Genomic DNA, 15,193 nt, shown 5'->3' on the forward strand with positions numbered 1-15,193 from the left:
CCACTGATGCTTACCGACTTATCTCAGGAATCCGGATCCTTATAATGTGCAATTCTTGTGGGTCAGGCAAGATGCCTGACCCTGGACAGCCGGGACGGCTATATTGGCGGTGGGGTCGCTGGGTAGGATAATACGATGTGTCTTTTGTCTCTTGTGCGCCGCCTAGCGGTGGTGATCTCTGTATACCCATGACCCAATCCTTTCGTATTACCCTGTTGCCTGGTGACGGCATTGGCCCTGAAATCATGGCGGTGGCCGTAGAGGTGCTGAAGCTGGTGGGCAGCCAACTGGACCTTCAGTTCGAGTTTCAGTCGGCCCCGATGGGGGGGGTGGCTATTGATGAAACCGGCAGTCCCCTACCGGAGGCCACCCTAGCCGCCTGCCGCCAGAGCGATGCGGTGCTGCTGGCGGCCATCGGTGGCTACAAGTGGGATACCCTACCTCGCCATCTGCGCCCTGAGACGGGTCTACTGGGTCTGCGGGCTGGGCTGGGGCTGTTTGCTAACCTGCGTCCGGCTACGATTTTGCCTCAGCTCATTGATGCCTCTTCTCTGAAGCGGGAGGTAGTGGAAGGCGTTGACATTATGGTGGTGCGGGAACTGACGGGGGGTATCTACTTTGGTGAGCCCAAGGGGATTTTTACCGCTGAAACTGGGGAGCAGCGGGGGGTGAATACCATGGCCTACACGACTAGCGAAATTGATCGCATTGGCCGGGTCGCCTTTGAAACCGCCCAAAAGCGGGGTGGGCGGCTCTGCTCTGTGGACAAGGCAAATGTACTGGAGGTGTCGCAATTATGGCGCGATCGCATTACTGCCTTGGCCCCGGATTATCCTGACGTGGAACTATCCCATCTCTATGTAGACAATGCCGCCATGCAGTTGGTGCGGTGGCCCAAACAGTTTGACACCATCGTTACGGGAAATCTGTTTGGCGATATCCTCTCCGATGCCGCCGCCATGCTCACAGGCAGCATCGGCATGTTGCCCTCCGCTAGTTTGGGGGCCGATGGGCCAGGGGTCTTTGAACCCGTCCACGGCTCTGCCCCGGATATTGCGGGACAAGATAAGGCGAATCCTCTGGCCCAGGTGCTCAGCGCTGCCATGATGTTGCGCTATGGTTTGAATCAGCCAGAGGCTGCCGATCGCATTGAAACAGCAGTACTATTGGTATTAGATCAGGGATACCGAACTGGGGATATTATGGCGGAAGGCATGACCCCAGTGGGGTGCAAAGCCATGGGGGAGGCGCTACTCAAGGCATTAGGTTAGGGGCATGGACCCCTAGGATGGGAAAAATCGATTACAGTTTTGCCATATTTATTGAAATAGGGGTTCTTAAGTCGTGCACAGCTATCATCAGCCACTTCCCCCTGCCCCGCTGCCCCCCCGGCCTGACCCCATTGGCATGGCCCACATCTTTGATCCGGCTCTGCTTAAGGCAGCGCGGCATATTTATCGAGCCTATTACGAAGTCCATCCTGACGACATTCACCGCCCGATTGGGGTCGCGATTGGGCGTAAAACCCGGCGCGGCAAACTGATCTTTGGTGGTCGCCCGGTACTGCTTCCCAGTGAGTGCTTTATCCCTCTGCACCAGATCGAGCCTGATATTCACTAATCCTTCCGGCATTCCCTCAGGGACGGGCAATTCGTACCATGACATAACACTTCACCACCAGACCAATATCATCCACCGGGCAACCACAAGGGATTGCCCCTACGGATGGGACTTTATTTCTATGCAAATCCCCTATGACTGAGTAGGCTGTGGCAGCTTGGGTGTTTCCATTTTTGATGTTTTGGGTGGGGGCGGCGGTCGGCAGCTTCCTGAATGTGGTGGTGTACCGAATTCCAGCGGGCCTATCCCTACTCCATCCCCCCTCTCACTGTCCCAAATGTCACCACCGCCTTCAGGCCCATGACAATGTGCCTATCCTAGGCTGGTTGTGGCTGCGGGGCCGTTGTCGGTATTGTCGAACTGCGATCTCAGTTCGTTATCCCCTTGTCGAAGCCCTCACGGGCGGACTATTCCTCACTGCCTTTCTTCAGTTTGGCCTCAGTCTAGAGACCCTAGCGGCATGGCTGCTGATCAGTTGGCTGCTGGCCCTAGCCTTTATCGACTTAGACACCTTCACACTGCCCAACAGTCTTACCCAGTCGGGCCTAGGGGTGGGTTTAATCGCGCAAGTCATCCTGCTGCATCCCCTCAACGAGGGCTGGGGAACCACTGCTGAGGCGCTGATGGGGGGCATTGTGGGGGCCGTTCTGGGGATCTGGATCTTTGACGGTTTGGTTTTTTTCGGGGCCATCCTCCTGGGGCAACCCGCTATGGGGGGCGGCGATGGCAAGCTGGCGGCACTGCTGGGGGCGTGGTTGGGATGGCAAGGCATGGTCCTTAGCGGATTTTTGGCCTGTGCCCTGGGGGCATTTTTTGGGGGGGGTGCGATCGCGCTAGGTCTCCTCAGTCGTCGAGATCCGATTCCCTTTGGCCCCTTTCTGTCAGTGGCAGCCCTAGTAGCCCTGTTCTGGGGAGAAACCCTGATCCATCTCTATCTCCGCCTTTTCTTTCCCCTCGGGGTCAGTTAGAAGGTCGGACGTTACGGTTGGGGAGGCCAGACCGACTCCCAGTCTGAGCACTTTTCATCCTCGGGACCATAGGGATGCATGGCGCAGATCAGCAGGTGCCCCCCGTGGGCTTGGCCGTAGTAATGGCGGCAACCGATGCAGGCAGGATGCTCATTCACCCAGGGATCGACGGTGTTGTTAATGGGGGTCGAGAGCGCCTCGAACCAGACTTCTAGACTGGCAACTAGGGGGGTGACAATGGGGGTCATCACCTCGGTGATCTCCGCCGCCATCCGCTCCGCCTCGGCATCCAACTGAGTCTCTAAGGGCTCTATGGCTTTGTGTAAGTCCGTCGCCCAGTCCTCTAGGGTCGGACCAACGCGCTGTTCGATTTCATCTGCGATCGCATCCGCCGCCTTTAGGGTGGTATCCAGGGTTTGGGTCAGCCATGATTCCGTAATGCGGGTGCTCACCTGGAGAAATTCACTGACCTCTCGAACCCAATCCTCTGGGGTGCTCATGATTGCTGTTGCTTTAGGGCTTCTAATTGTTCTCGCAGGGCCGCGACTTGCTGGCGTAGGGCTTCCGCCTGTTGCTCTTCTGCCGTCATCTCTGTTGGCTCTTCGTCTTCTAGAATCTCAATGCGCCGGGGCTCGGAGGCCGTTGTGGTAGACGCTGCGGGAGAAACCTGCTCCTGAGCCCGCTGCATCATATCGTTAATGACCTTCTGGGCCTCTTCCGCCGTCATTTCCCCACGGGCCACCAGTTCGTCCAAAATCTTTTGGGCCTGGACGCGGGCATCTTTGACGGTGTCCCCTGCCTTCTCTCCCGCATAGGAGGCGATACCGACGCCCAAATAAAATGCCTTTTGCACCAAATCACCAAAACCAGCCATGGATCGATCTCCTAGGATGCCATTGTCTATAGGATAGGGGCTGACTTCCGTCAATGCCCACCCTCCACCGTTATCCCTATCAATGGGCATTAGTTCAACGGGCATTAGTCCGTCACTGGCGATCGCTTGCCTAGGAGTTGGTCCCGGAGGACTTTAATGCGATCGCGGTATTTGCCCGCCTCTTCAAACTCCAGGTTTTTGGCCGCTGCCTTCATCTGTTTTTCCAATTGCCCAATCAGCTCAGGAATATCCTCTAGGGACAGATCCGCCTTGTGGTCATAAACCGTCTCCAACTCCTGCACATTCAGACGGCGAGACACCTCTAGGAAAGACAGAATGGCATTGCTGCGGGGGCGAATCGTGAATTGGGGCGTAATGCCGTGCTGCTCGTTATGGGCTTGCTGGAGGGTGCGGCGACGTTCGGTTTCACTAATGGCCCTAGCCATGCTATCGGTGAGCTTGTCGCCGTAGAGGATGGCCTTGCCCTGGACGTGGCGGGCAGCGCGACCAATGGTCTGAATCAGCGATCGCTCCGCCCGCAGGAAGCCCTCCTTGTCCGCATCCAGAATTGCCACCAGGGACACCTCTGGCAGATCCAACCCCTCCCGTAGCAGGTTGACGCCGATCAAAACATCAAAGCTGCCGTCCCGCAGGTCTTGCAGGATCTCAATCCGTTCAATGGAGTGGATCTCCGAGTGCAGATAGCGCACCCGGACTCCGTGTTCTTGAAAGTATTCGGTCAAATCCTCCGCCATGCGCTTAGTCAACGTCGTGACCAACACCCGCTCATTGCGGGCAGCGCGATCGCGGATTTCCCCCAGCAGATCGTCCACCTGGCCCTCGGTGGGGCGGACGAAAATTTCTGGATCTAGAATCCCAGTGGGGCGAATAATCTGCTCCACCACCCGGTCCTCAGAAATCTCCACCTCCCAGTTACCGGGGGTAGCAGAGACAAAGACGCACTGGTGTACCTTGTCCCAAAACTCCTCCGCCTTCAGGGGGCGGTTATCAGCGGCGCTGGGAAGGCGGAAACCATGGTCAATCAGCACCGTCTTGCGGGCGCGATCGCCGTTATACATCGCGTGGATCTGGGGAATGGTGACATGGGACTCATCAATCACCAACAGCCAGTCCTTAGGAAAATAGTCAATCAAACATTCCGGCGGCGACCCCGCTTCACGGGCTGCCAAGTGGCGGGCATAGTTTTCCACCCCATTGCAATACCCCACCTCCTTCAGCATCTCCAGGTCATAGCGAGTGCGCTGCTCTAGACGCTGGGCCTCTAGTAACTTGCCCTCTTTTTCCAAAACCTCTAGGCGATCCCGTAGCTCCTGCTCAATGGCTTGACAGGCCGCCTCAAGTTTGTCGTCCGGGGTAACAAAGTGCTTAGCAGGGTAGATATTCACCGCCTCCAGACTTTGCAACGTGGCTCCCGTTACCGGATCCACATAGCGGATAGCGTCAATCTCGTCCCCGAAAAATTCCACCCGGATAATGCGGTCTTCGTAGGCGGGGCCGATTTCCAGAACATCCCCCTTAACCCGAAACCGCCCCCGCCCCAAGTCCAGATCATTGCGGGTGTATTGAATCGTAGCCAGCTCCCGCAATACCTGCCGCTGGTTTACCTCTCGCCCCACCTGGAGCGGAATCGAGGCTTTCAAATATTCCGAGGGAATGCCTAGACCATAGATGCAGCTAATGGAGGCCACCACAATCACATCTCGCCGTTCAAACAGCGATCGCGTGGCTGAGTGACGCAGCATATCAATCTCTTCATTAATCGAGGCCGTCTTGGCAATATAGGTATCTGTGACGGGGATATAGGCTTCCGGCTGGTAATAGTCGTAATAGCTGATGAAATATTCCACCGCGTTGTCGGGGAAAAACTCCCGCAACTCATTGCACAACTGGGCCGCCAAGGTCTTGTTGTGGGCCAGCACCAACGTCGGCTTACCGATCTGATCAATCACCCGCGCCATGGTGTGGGTCTTGCCCGTCCCCGTAGCCCCCAACAACGTCTGGTAGCGGTGGTTATCCCGCAGATTTTTCAGCAACGCTGCGATCGCCTTGGGCTGATCGCCCTTGGGTTCAAAAGGGGCCTGAATATGGAAGTCGCCCATGTTGTCCCACCACCACAATTCACTCGCTCTATCATGACGGATCTTTACAAAGGAGGGAAAGGATTACCCTCTGCCTCCGTTCCGCCAAACAGCCTTTAATCGGGGCAGTGCAGTGCTGTAAAGTGAAAAATATGTATGATGACGACGACCTAATCCCCCTAGACCTTGAGGCGGAACTAGCCGATCCCCTCGATCGCTTTGAAGTCGCCAGCGATGCCCCCGAGTCTCCCCTACCGGACCCGGCGGCAATGTTGGCGCTGTTGTCGTCATCGGTGACCCAGCAACGAATGCTAGCAGCTCGGGCCTTTTGCGAAATTCAAGATCAGCGAGCCGTGCCGCTGCTGGTCACCCTCTTGCAGGATGACTGTCCCCTTGTGCGCGTGAGTGCCGCCTATGCCCTAGGACGCAATGGGGATCCCAGCATCCTGACACCAGAGGAACAATCCACCATTCTTGCCCCCCTGATTCAGCAGCTTCAGGACTGGAATGGCTATGTGCGTAAGGGGGTGATCTGGGCCTTGGGTAACACCAAGTCCACAGCGGCAATTCCCCCGTTAATTGAGGCATTAAAAACAGATATTCCCGCCGTGCGCCTGTGGGCCGCCAGCGCCCTAGCCCAGATGGTGTCCGTGGACTATGAAGCGATTGTGGTCGCCATCCCCCCCCTGATCGAGGTGATGCGCCGGGATGCCATCCCCGCAGTGCGCAGTAACTGCGCTTGGAGCTTGGGGCAACTCTGCAAGGAACTGCCCTCAAATGTGGTTTACGCCACCGCCATCGATGCCCTGATTGAAGCCTTTGCCGAAGAGAAGGATCTAGGAGTCCGCGAAGACGCCCGCACCGCCATCCTCCGCGTCGGTGACACCCGTGGATTACAGGTGATTGAAGAACTCGAACAGGACGGCTGGTTCTAGACGGTTTTTCAGGCTATTGGGGGCTATCAGGCGTAGCGCGACGAGGGGCGGGACGCCAGCCGGGGAGGGTAATTTGCTTGGCACGGGCGACCACCAGACAGTCATCCTCTACATCCTTGGTGACCACAGAGCCTGCCCCCACTGTCACATCGCTGCCCAGGGTGACGGGGGCCACTAGGACGCTGTTGGATCCGGTTTTAGTGCGATCGCCGATGACCGTAGGGTGTTTCTGATAGCCGTCGTAGTTAGCGGTAATGGTGCCTGCGCCGATATTGACGCGGTCTCCCAGGGTGGCGTCGCCAAGGTAGGACAGGTGGGCAGCATTCACGCGATCGCCCAGGGTGGATTTCTTGATTTCGACAAAATTTCCCACCCGACAGCCCTGGCCAATAGTGACCTGTCCTCGCAGGTGAGCATAGGGACCAATGCGACTATCCTTCGCCACCGTGCTATCGCTAATGACGGAATAGAGCACCGTTACATTTTCCCCCAACTGGCTATTTTCAATCAAGCTACCGGGACCAATGCGACTGCCACACCCCACCTGAGTCTGTCCCCGCAGGTGGGTTTGGGGCTCGATCACGACATCTGGAGCTAATTCCACCGTGGGATCAATGGTGATGCTGGCGGGGTTGATCAGGGTCACCCCTGCGGCCATCCAAGCATCCTTAATGCGATCTTGTAGAATATCGTAGGCAGCAGCCAACTGTTTGCGATTGTTGATGCCCTGAATTTCCTCCGGGTCCGCCACATCTACCGCCATCACTGGAGCCAGATCCTGCACCACATCGGTCAGGTAGTACTCATTCTGGTCATTTTCCGCCTTGAGATGGGGCAGTACCGCCTCTAGGGCGGGCCAGCTAAAGCAATAGACTCCGGCATTGATGCGACGATTCTGACGCTGGCTGTCGGTGCAGTCGCGATGTTCAATGATTTCCGTTACCACATGGTCATCGGTGCAGAAGACCCGCCCATAGCCAGTGGGGTCGTCAAACTGGGCTGTTAGCAGGGTGGCGGCGTTACCCTGGCGGCGGTGGACAGTCCACAATTCTTCTAGGGTGCTGGGGCGTAACAGGGGCACATCGCCATTCAACACCAGTAGATCGCCGTCAAAGCCTGCCAGATGGGGCAACACCTGCTGCACCGCATGGCCCGTGCCCAACTGCTGGGTCTGTTCTACAAAGGTAATCTGGGGACGGTGGGCTAGGGCGGCCTTTACCTGATCGGCCCCGTAGCCGACAATCACCAGTTGGTGGCTGGGGGTGAGGGTGCCGAGACTGTCGAGGGCACAGTCCACCAGGGATCGTCCTCCGAGGGGGTGCAGCACCTTCGGCAAGCTGGACTTCATACGGGTCCCTTTACCAGCTGCCAAGACTGCTACCGCTAGCTTCGATCCCATGCCCATTTCCCCGCTAATTGACAATATTTGGTCCTTAAATAATCAGGGGTATCAACTCAAAGCGGGACAAATCTTCTGGGGAAGAGTCAGGAGCTAGAATTCAGTACCCTCCTGGCTTCTGGCTCCTAACGCCTGAATTCCTCGGAGCCCATATTGTCTCGGCTTACGTTGATGCCCATAATCAGGGTTTTAGCCAGTCCTCTATGGCTCCTGATCAAACCTGCGTTTGGGAGTATACCGTGCCTCGATGGTACGCAGCTAGCAGGGCAGCAGAGTCAGGGTACCCTGGCTCTGCCTAAATTCGGGTCATTCCCAGGGGGCTCCAGGGTGGTGGCACTGGGGGCGGGAGATCGGTGGGGCGTGGGCGTCAAGGAAGTCAGCGGTGGGAAAACCCGAGTTTGGGGTAGTCCCAATCGGGAGCGGGCTTCAGCAATGGCGGCTTCTGGGTTAACCGCAATCCCTGGGATCGCAATCTCTGGGCTAGAGGCCACTGCCATCGGGCCGACCAAGGGCTCGCCGTAGGGGGCAATGGTTCCTGGGAGGGGGGAACTGGGGGCGACCTCTGCGGGTAGGTCATCTACTGGGCCGTTCGCTGGGGGTGTCATTTCGGGTAAGAGGGCTTCCCCGGCTTCAGGAATGGGGATAAACCGCTCTTCTCCTGGTGCATGTTTCGGTCCCCACTCCTGTAGGGTGTCTTCGGGGATGACGGGAACCATGGGGGTCTGCCCATCCGTTTTAGCCGGTTCCTGGAATGGGTCACTGGCTTCCCCAGGGGAGGTCGGAGCCGGGAGGGAGGGGTCTGCCTCTAGCGTTTCCGGTGTTTTCCAGGGAGCCTCTGTCTCGGGGAATCGGGCAGGATTGGTGGGATCGACTCCCTCATCAATAAAGGAGTCGCCGGCGGGACTGGATTCGGGGGGTGGGGCGGTGGGTTGGAGATCTAGGACAATGGAGGCGGGCATGGGCTCGGGGAATTCCTGGGAGGCGGCTTTAACCCGCTGGAGGATGGCTTCTGCCTCAGGACCACTGACCTCTTGGGGTTGGCCATTTTGAAGGGCGATGGGAATTAGATCTACCTTCATTTTGCGATCGCGCAGAGAGACCTGAAGGATAGCGGCCCCCTCTGAAGGGGTGGAGGCCGGGGGGCTAAAGATAAAATCCCCCAGGGAATAGGCGATGGGTCTGCCCTTGTAGATTTCTGTGCCTTGGAGTTGGGTGGGATGGTGGCCCACCACCACATCGGCCCCCTGATCAATGGCGAGGCGGGCTAAGTTGGTTTGCCAGTCGGCGGGGCGTTCTGGTAGGTCTGCACTCCAACGATAGTTAACAATCAGCCAGTCCACCTCTTTACGCAGAGCGCGGATGTCCTCCACTAGGGCTTGGCGGGCTAGGGCATTGATGCCCCCCGTATTGCCGTAAGCCCGTACGAGATCGCCCTGGTTATAGCTGAGGTAGGCAATGCGTTGACCCTTGACATCCAGAATCTCAGGGCGACGGGCTTCCTGTTCATTACGTCCGGCCCCCACTCGATAGACGCCGTTGCGGTCGAGGGTTTCTAGGGTTTCCACCAATCCACTTTCCCCAAAGGCCATGGTATTTTCCCCAGCCAAGTCAATGATGTCTACGCCCCCAGCCTTGAGGAGATTGACAACATCAGGACGTTGGCGATCAATGAAGTTTTCCTGCAAGGTGGTGGCGGCGGTGGCTAGGGAGTTATTGAGGCTGACCATGGCCACATCGGCTTGCTGGTAGGCGCTGACCCCCGCCAAGAGTTGGCCGTTGGGTTGTAGGGCGCTATGGGGCAGGGCGTCGAGGTCTACCTGGCCACCAAAGACCAGGGTAACGGTGGGATCGGTGGGGAAGGGGATTTGATCGTGGGCAATGACGGCTACGGGTTCTAGGGCAGCATTGACCACATGGGAGCGCTCTGGGGACCGGGGGGCGAGGGGGGCGGTGGTGGAGACCACTTGGATCACCTCTGGGCCACGAGGGGGGGTAACTGATGCTTGTTTCTGGAGAGGGAGGGAGGGACCGGGGGCGGTGGAGAGGGCAATTTCCACTAAGCAGCCGAAGATAAAGGCTGCGACCGCTGAGCCGGTGAGCATCATAGCCCGAAGGGTTTTGGCGGTTTGGGGTAAGACTGTGGATACAGGTTTACGGCGGGGGCGCTGCAATCGGGGCGGTAGGCCGGAGGTTGGGGATGGTTTGGAACTGCGATAGTCAAAGGCCGGCCCTTTAGGGCCAGTACGCCTTTGGCGTAGGGCTGGAGTCATGATGCGGACTCGCCGTTCCCAGGCCACTTGGGGGCTGCCAACGGGGCGCACAGAAAGGTGAATTCCCTCGATTAGAGCCGAGTTAAGGTGCCAGATGCGGTGACAGATGAACCGGGTTAGGTCATCGGCCTCCGGTGGGTGCTCGTATTCCACCCGAATTTGTAGGCAACCTGTGTTGCTAGCAGCCTGCACCTGGGCATAGAGTCCACGCTCCACTAGGGATTGGTTAAGCCACAGGGCAATGGCCCGAAAATGCCCCAGTGCTGCCAGTTCCTTGGTTGTCGGTACGGTTGAGGATACTGAATTGGGCACGGCGTAGGGAATTGCCGTCATGGGGGGAGTGGGGCAGGCAAGGCTCGTCATAGGTCAATATGAAGCTGTATTTAACGGGTGCATTCCAGCTTTACAAGGGTGGGACCAGGGGAATGTCTTGCTAGCGGGCAGGCAGAATATCGGCACGACCCAGGGAAGCTCATCGGTTTTGAGTGCCTGTGATGATAGCAATGAATCTGACAAAAAGAACACCTTACACACACCTTCACTCCCCCTAGGCCATAAATCTGAGAATCCTCCCCAATCTATATCCCATGCCTACTGTCTATTCACTAGGGTTGCTTCGCCAGAATCTTGGATGACTAGTACTGGACGGCGTAAATATTCTAACCGTTCTATCGTGGTACACCTCGGCCCCTCACCGTTCGGCTGAGCGTTCGACTGATCTCACGCCGAAGTCTCACGCCGAAGCCCTAGCCCTCTCCCAGGGGGTGAGGGAACCGGAAAATTTTGATAGAGCAGGAGCCTTTGTGAGGTGAAAAATTCCTTTTCATCCTTCCGCCTGCTACGCACGGGCAAAGCCCTCCTTAACTTCTGCCTTTCTGTACTATTGGTCTGTCAACTTTACCTTTGTGAGTCTGCGTAGATTGGGTGAAACGAAGGGTCACCCAACAGCGGTGGGCCATGTTGGGTGCAGCGCTAGCGGAACCCAACCTACGAAATTCTCGAACGTAGGGTGCATTCGCGGCACCAACATTCTTTGTGAATTCGGGATCAACCTGCTTAGCCGCAATACACCACGCTTGGATTTCTGGTGCCCTGGCTCCGCCAGGGCACCCGCCCCGGAAGCTCCCAGTCCCGCAGGCTGAATCCAACGAAGTGTCGCCCAGCAGAGACCTTCTAGTGCTCAGTCAACTCATGATTGACGGGTGACCGAACACTAGGTGTACTAAGAGGTTGCCAAGCCGAGAATCTGATCGGGGGTGAGTTCCTGGAGACTGGTGAGGACAATATCGGCTCCCGCCTGGAATAACCTTTGGCGATAGTCGGCGATGTAAGCTGGGTCGCTGGCGTTGACGTGGGGCGGCAAGATGCCCACGCCGATCCAGCAGGTTTCTGGGCGCTGGTGGCGGGCCTTGACCAGGGTTTGCATATCCGCCACCGTGTCTCCAGCGTAGATCACGGGGGGCCAGGGGGCTGGCAGGTCCAATTGATCCACCACTTGGAACAATCCGATGGGATCGGGCTTGCCAGGAGCGTCTTCCATAGCCACCAAGGGAGGTGCATTGAGACCGATGCGGCGCTCTAGGACATAACGGGCAGAGCCTCGGGTGGCTCCGCTAAAGAACGCCCAGGCGATGTGGGCGGCGCTGAGGTCGTCAAAGTAGCCCTTATCCACCAAGACGGGCTCCTGGGAGATGTAGCCCGTCCACTGGCTGGGATCCTCCAGTACTGGCCCCCGGTAGCGGCGCTGAAAGTAGTCCACAACCTGGTCATAGTCGAGGAGAACCTGCAATGGCCCCAAGGGGCCGGTCCCTGACCCTCGCACTTTTCCCTGGGCCTCAAAGTGCCGATAGATCAACTCCTGGCTGCCCTCCCAGTCATTGTTCCAGCAGCCCTCCGCCTTGAGGGTGTCAATATCCTGGGGGGTGGGGCGGTATGCCCCTTGGGTGAACTGCTCCACCGTATCCGCCAGCGCCCGCCGATAGGATCCGCCCACATCACGAATCACACCGTCAATGTCAAAAACTGCGATCGCACGCCAAGTCATTAACTTCAGAACCTCCTAGTAATAGGGTCTTGGTCCATAACACCACCAACACCCAATACCCCAACCAAAGTTCCTACCCCCCACTTCTGGCTGTCTTTGACTTGCGGTATCATGGAGGACTGTAGTCTAGAAGTAAGGGGCAGTAGTGGAGGTTACAACAACCGCACGGTTTATTTTAAAGGTGCTTTGGCTAGATAAGGACGTAGCTCTAGCCGTAGATCAGGTCGTCGGGAAGGGCAGCAGCCCCCTCACCTCCTACTTCTTCTGGCCCCGCAACGATGCCTGGGAACAGATGAAGACCGAATTGGAGCAAAAGAGCTGGATCTCCGATGAAGAGCGCGTGGACCTGCTGAACAAGGCCACGGAGATTATTAATTACTGGCAAGAGGACGGCAAAGGGAAATCCATGAACGAAGCCCAGGCCCGTTTCCCAGAAGTGGCCTTCACCGGTAGCTCGTGATCATCGGCCTCCCCCAGGTTTTTGACCCGTATCTGCTGCCTCTAGACAAAGGGGCCTGATTAAAAAGGGGGACGGCTGACGCCGTCCCCCTTTTTAATTCGGTTCTATTCACCAAGATGCCTGGGATCCGCTAAACCATGCCGCCTGCGGCCTGCAAACGGGCACGAGCGCGACGGAAGGCTTGACGAGCTTGGATTGTACCCTGGCGATCATCTGCCGAAGTCCCATCCATAGCCGCCTTCGCAGCATCAAAGGCAGTGCGGGCCGTTTCCTGATCAATGGCATCACCCCGCTCGGCTCCATTGACCAAGATTGTCACTTCGTCATTCTCGACCTCGGCAAAGCCCCCCATCAGCGCGATGGACAGCCATTCCTTCTCAGGACGGACCCGCATCACCCCAATGTCAAGGGCGGTGAGCAGGGGGGCGTGACCGCCCAAAATGCCGACTTGCCCAGTCGTACTAGGCAAAATGATTTCTTCAGCTTCAGCGTCCCAGACAGTTTTGTCAGGGGCCACTACACGCACGGTTAAAGACATAGCAAATTCAGGGGTTCTCAAGGGATACACCAACATTGGCAAGGTTGCGATGGTCAAAAACCATCGCAACCGCAGTCCTAACTGGCAGACTTCATTTTCTCAGCCGCTTCCATCACCATGTCGATGTTGCCCTTCAGGTAAAACGCCTGCTCAGGCACATCATCCAACTCGCCACTCAGAATGAGCTGGAATCCTTTGATGCCATCCTTGAGAGACACATACTGCCCCGCCATCCCTGTAAACACCTCAGCTACGAAGAAGGGTTGGGAGAGGAACTTCTCAATTTTGCGGGCGCGGGCCACCGTCTGACGGTCATCCTCAGACAATTCATCCAGACCCAAAATGGCAATGATGTCCTGGAGTTCCTTATACCGCTGGAGGGTAGACTGGACCGCCCGAGCAGTGCTGTAGTGCTCATCCCCAACAATGTCAGGCTGGAGCATCGTGGAGGTGGAATCTAGGGGATCCACTGCCGGATAAATGCCCTTAGAGGCCAAGCCCCGAGAAAGCACCGTGGTGGCGTCCAAGTGAGCAAAGGTGGTGGCAGGAGCCGGGTCCGTCAAGTCATCCGCAGGCACATACACCGCTTGGATAGAGGTGATGGAACCCTCCAATGTGGAGGTAATACGCTCTTGCAGGTCACCCATGTCGGTACCCAGGGTCGGCTGGTAGCCCACCGCAGAGGGCATCCGGCCTAGCAGGGCAGAAACCTCAGATCCAGCCTGGACAAAGCGGAAGATGTTGTCGATGAAGAGCAACACATCCTGCTTGTTGATGTCGCGGAAGTATTCTGCCATGGTCAGGGCTGACAGCCCCACCCGCATCCGGGCTCCGGGGGGCTCGTTCATCTGACCGTAGACGAGCGCCACCTTAGATTTGCTCAGGTCTTCGCTGTTGATTACACCGGACTCAATAAACTCGTTGTAGAGGTCATTCCCTTCGCGGGTCCGTTCCCCCACACCGCCAAACACGGAAACACCACCGTGTTCCTTGGCAATATTGTTAATCAACTCCTGAATCAGCACGGTTTTGCCCACACCCGCACCGCCAAACAGACCCACTTTGCCGCCTCGACGGTAGGGAGCCAACAGATCAATCACCTTGATGCCCGTTTCAAATACGGCGGGCTTGGTTTCCAAATCCGTAAATTTGGGGGCAGAGCGGTGGATCGGAGAAGTTTCTGTAGCATTGACGGGGCCTTTCTCGTCAATGGGTTCACCTAGGACATTGAAGATGCGGCCTAGGGTGGCGCTGCCGACGGGAACGCTGATGGGTGCGCCCGTGTTAGCCACTTCCATGCCACGGACTAAGCCATCTGTGGAACTCATGGATACAGCCCGCACTTGGGCATCTCCCAAGAGCTGTTGCACTTCACAGGTCACAGAAACCTCTTGACCTGCTGGATTCGTACCCTTGATGGTGAGGGCGTTGTAAATCTGAGGAAGTTGTCCGGTGGTGAATTTGATGTCAACAACGGGACCAATGATCTGAGTAATATGACCAACGTTGGTTTTTTCTGCGGTGGTGACCATGCTCGCGCCTATCTCTGTGATCAGCTTTACGGCACCTTTCTAAAAAGAATCTTAGGTTCGCAGCGCCATTTAACACATTATCACTGAATGTACGAGCTAGGGACTGTGGACAATCAAAGCCAGATTCCTGGTTATGGGGTGGTTACAGCCCCTAGCTTGATGCCGTCGAGCGGGCGTGCTTATGCCTACCCTGCAAGGGTTTCTCCGTTAATGGTCTACACGCCCTAGTACTGGGCAGCGGAATACCCTGGCCGTTCCATCGCGGCATACTCGGCCCCTCACCCTAGCCCTCTCCCACGGGGCGAGGGGACCGGAAAATGTTGGGCTGGTGCGGCAATAGTGAGCTGATTTACGCCCTGCGGTACTAGGCTCTCGTCCTCCAGGGTTCCCTGGGGGATTGCCCAGCGCTGCTGGGGACAAGACTTGTTCTTGTAGGCGGCGAATAATTTCTGCC

13 protein-coding genes are annotated in these 15,193 nt (G+C 57.1%); 5 read left to right on the forward strand and 8 right to left on the reverse strand.

What is annotated here, in order from left to right; translation table 11 throughout:
- Positions 1-188 precede the first annotated feature (188 nt).
- The 3 genes from leuB to LEP6406_RS0216565 all read left to right on the forward strand — a co-directional run bounded on the left by leuB (position 189) and on the right by LEP6406_RS0216565 (position 2,588).
- The gene (leuB, locus tag LEP6406_RS0216555; RefSeq protein WP_008319346.1) at positions 189-1,271 is read left to right on the forward strand and encodes a 3-isopropylmalate dehydrogenase; all 1,083 of its coding nucleotides are present in this window, start codon (positions 189-191) and stop codon (positions 1,269-1,271) included.
- Between the two features lie 73 nt (positions 1,272-1,344).
- Positions 1,345-1,620, forward strand: a complete 276-nt coding sequence (locus tag LEP6406_RS31350) for a hypothetical protein (RefSeq protein WP_008319347.1) — start codon at positions 1,345-1,347, stop codon at positions 1,618-1,620.
- A 149-nt stretch (positions 1,621-1,769) separates the two neighbouring features.
- Positions 1,770-2,588: a prepilin peptidase gene (locus LEP6406_RS0216565; RefSeq protein ID WP_008319350.1), complete on the forward strand. Its 819-nt coding sequence runs from the start codon at positions 1,770-1,772 to the stop codon at positions 2,586-2,588.
- 11 nt (positions 2,589-2,599) lie between these two features.
- On the opposite strand, the gene LEP6406_RS28530 is transcribed toward LEP6406_RS0216565, so the two are convergent.
- The 3 genes from LEP6406_RS28530 to uvrB form a co-directional block, all read right to left on the reverse strand.
- Positions 2,600-3,088 (reverse strand): hypothetical protein, encoded by a 489-nt coding sequence (locus tag LEP6406_RS28530; protein ID WP_008319352.1) that lies wholly within the window; start codon positions 3,086-3,088, stop codon positions 2,600-2,602.
- Complete coding sequence (locus tag LEP6406_RS0216575; protein ID WP_008319353.1) at positions 3,085-3,462, reverse strand: phasin family protein; 378 nt, start codon at positions 3,460-3,462, stop codon at positions 3,085-3,087. Before LEP6406_RS0216575 ends, LEP6406_RS28530 begins: the two co-directional genes overlap by 4 nt.
- A 104-nt stretch (positions 3,463-3,566) precedes the next feature.
- Positions 3,567-5,582 carry an excinuclease ABC subunit UvrB gene (uvrB, locus tag LEP6406_RS0216580; protein ID WP_008319354.1) on the reverse strand — a complete coding sequence of 672 codons (2,016 nt, stop codon included), beginning with the start codon at positions 5,580-5,582 and terminating at the stop codon, positions 3,567-3,569.
- Between the two features lie 131 nt (positions 5,583-5,713).
- Here uvrB and LEP6406_RS0216585 point away from each other — a divergent pair, with 131 nt between their 5' ends.
- Positions 5,714-6,496 carry a HEAT repeat domain-containing protein gene (locus LEP6406_RS0216585; RefSeq protein ID WP_008319355.1) on the forward strand — a complete coding sequence of 261 codons (783 nt, stop codon included), beginning with the start codon at positions 5,714-5,716 and terminating at the stop codon, positions 6,494-6,496.
- Between the two features lie 13 nt (positions 6,497-6,509).
- On the opposite strand, the gene glmU is transcribed toward LEP6406_RS0216585, so the two are convergent.
- From glmU to LEP6406_RS0216600, 3 genes are all read right to left on the reverse strand, one after another.
- On the reverse strand, positions 6,510-7,901 hold the full coding sequence (gene glmU / locus LEP6406_RS0216590) for a bifunctional UDP-N-acetylglucosamine diphosphorylase/glucosamine-1-phosphate N-acetyltransferase GlmU (RefSeq protein ID WP_317133849.1): 1,392 nt from the start codon (positions 7,899-7,901) through the stop codon (positions 6,510-6,512).
- A gap of 269 nt (positions 7,902-8,170) precedes the next feature.
- The gene (locus LEP6406_RS28535; RefSeq protein ID WP_051463736.1) at positions 8,171-10,528 is read right to left on the reverse strand and encodes a CapA family protein; all 2,358 of its coding nucleotides are present in this window, start codon (positions 10,526-10,528) and stop codon (positions 8,171-8,173) included.
- Between the two features lie 859 nt (positions 10,529-11,387).
- Positions 11,388-12,209, reverse strand: coding sequence for a TIGR01548 family HAD-type hydrolase (locus LEP6406_RS0216600; RefSeq protein ID WP_008319361.1), 822 nt, complete (start codon positions 12,207-12,209; stop codon positions 11,388-11,390).
- 145 nt (positions 12,210-12,354) lie between these two features.
- Between LEP6406_RS0216600 and LEP6406_RS0216605 the strand changes: the two genes are divergently transcribed.
- The gene (locus LEP6406_RS0216605) at positions 12,355-12,669 is read left to right on the forward strand and encodes a 30S ribosomal protein PSRP-3 (protein ID WP_008319363.1); all 315 of its coding nucleotides are present in this window, start codon (positions 12,355-12,357) and stop codon (positions 12,667-12,669) included.
- Between the two features lie 130 nt (positions 12,670-12,799).
- On the opposite strand, the gene atpC is transcribed toward LEP6406_RS0216605, so the two are convergent.
- Together atpC and atpD are read right to left on the reverse strand one after the other, a co-directional pair.
- Complete coding sequence (gene atpC / locus LEP6406_RS0216610; RefSeq protein WP_027269204.1) at positions 12,800-13,207, reverse strand: ATP synthase F1 subunit epsilon; 408 nt, start codon at positions 13,205-13,207, stop codon at positions 12,800-12,802.
- Between the two features lie 77 nt (positions 13,208-13,284).
- Complete coding sequence (gene atpD / locus LEP6406_RS0216615) at positions 13,285-14,739, reverse strand: F0F1 ATP synthase subunit beta (RefSeq protein WP_008319368.1); 1,455 nt, start codon at positions 14,737-14,739, stop codon at positions 13,285-13,287.
- Positions 14,740-15,193 lie beyond the last annotated feature (454 nt).

Source organism: Leptolyngbya sp. PCC 6406 (assembly GCF_000332095.2).
GTDB lineage: Bacteria > Cyanobacteriota > Cyanobacteriia > Phormidesmidales > Phormidesmidaceae > PCC-6406.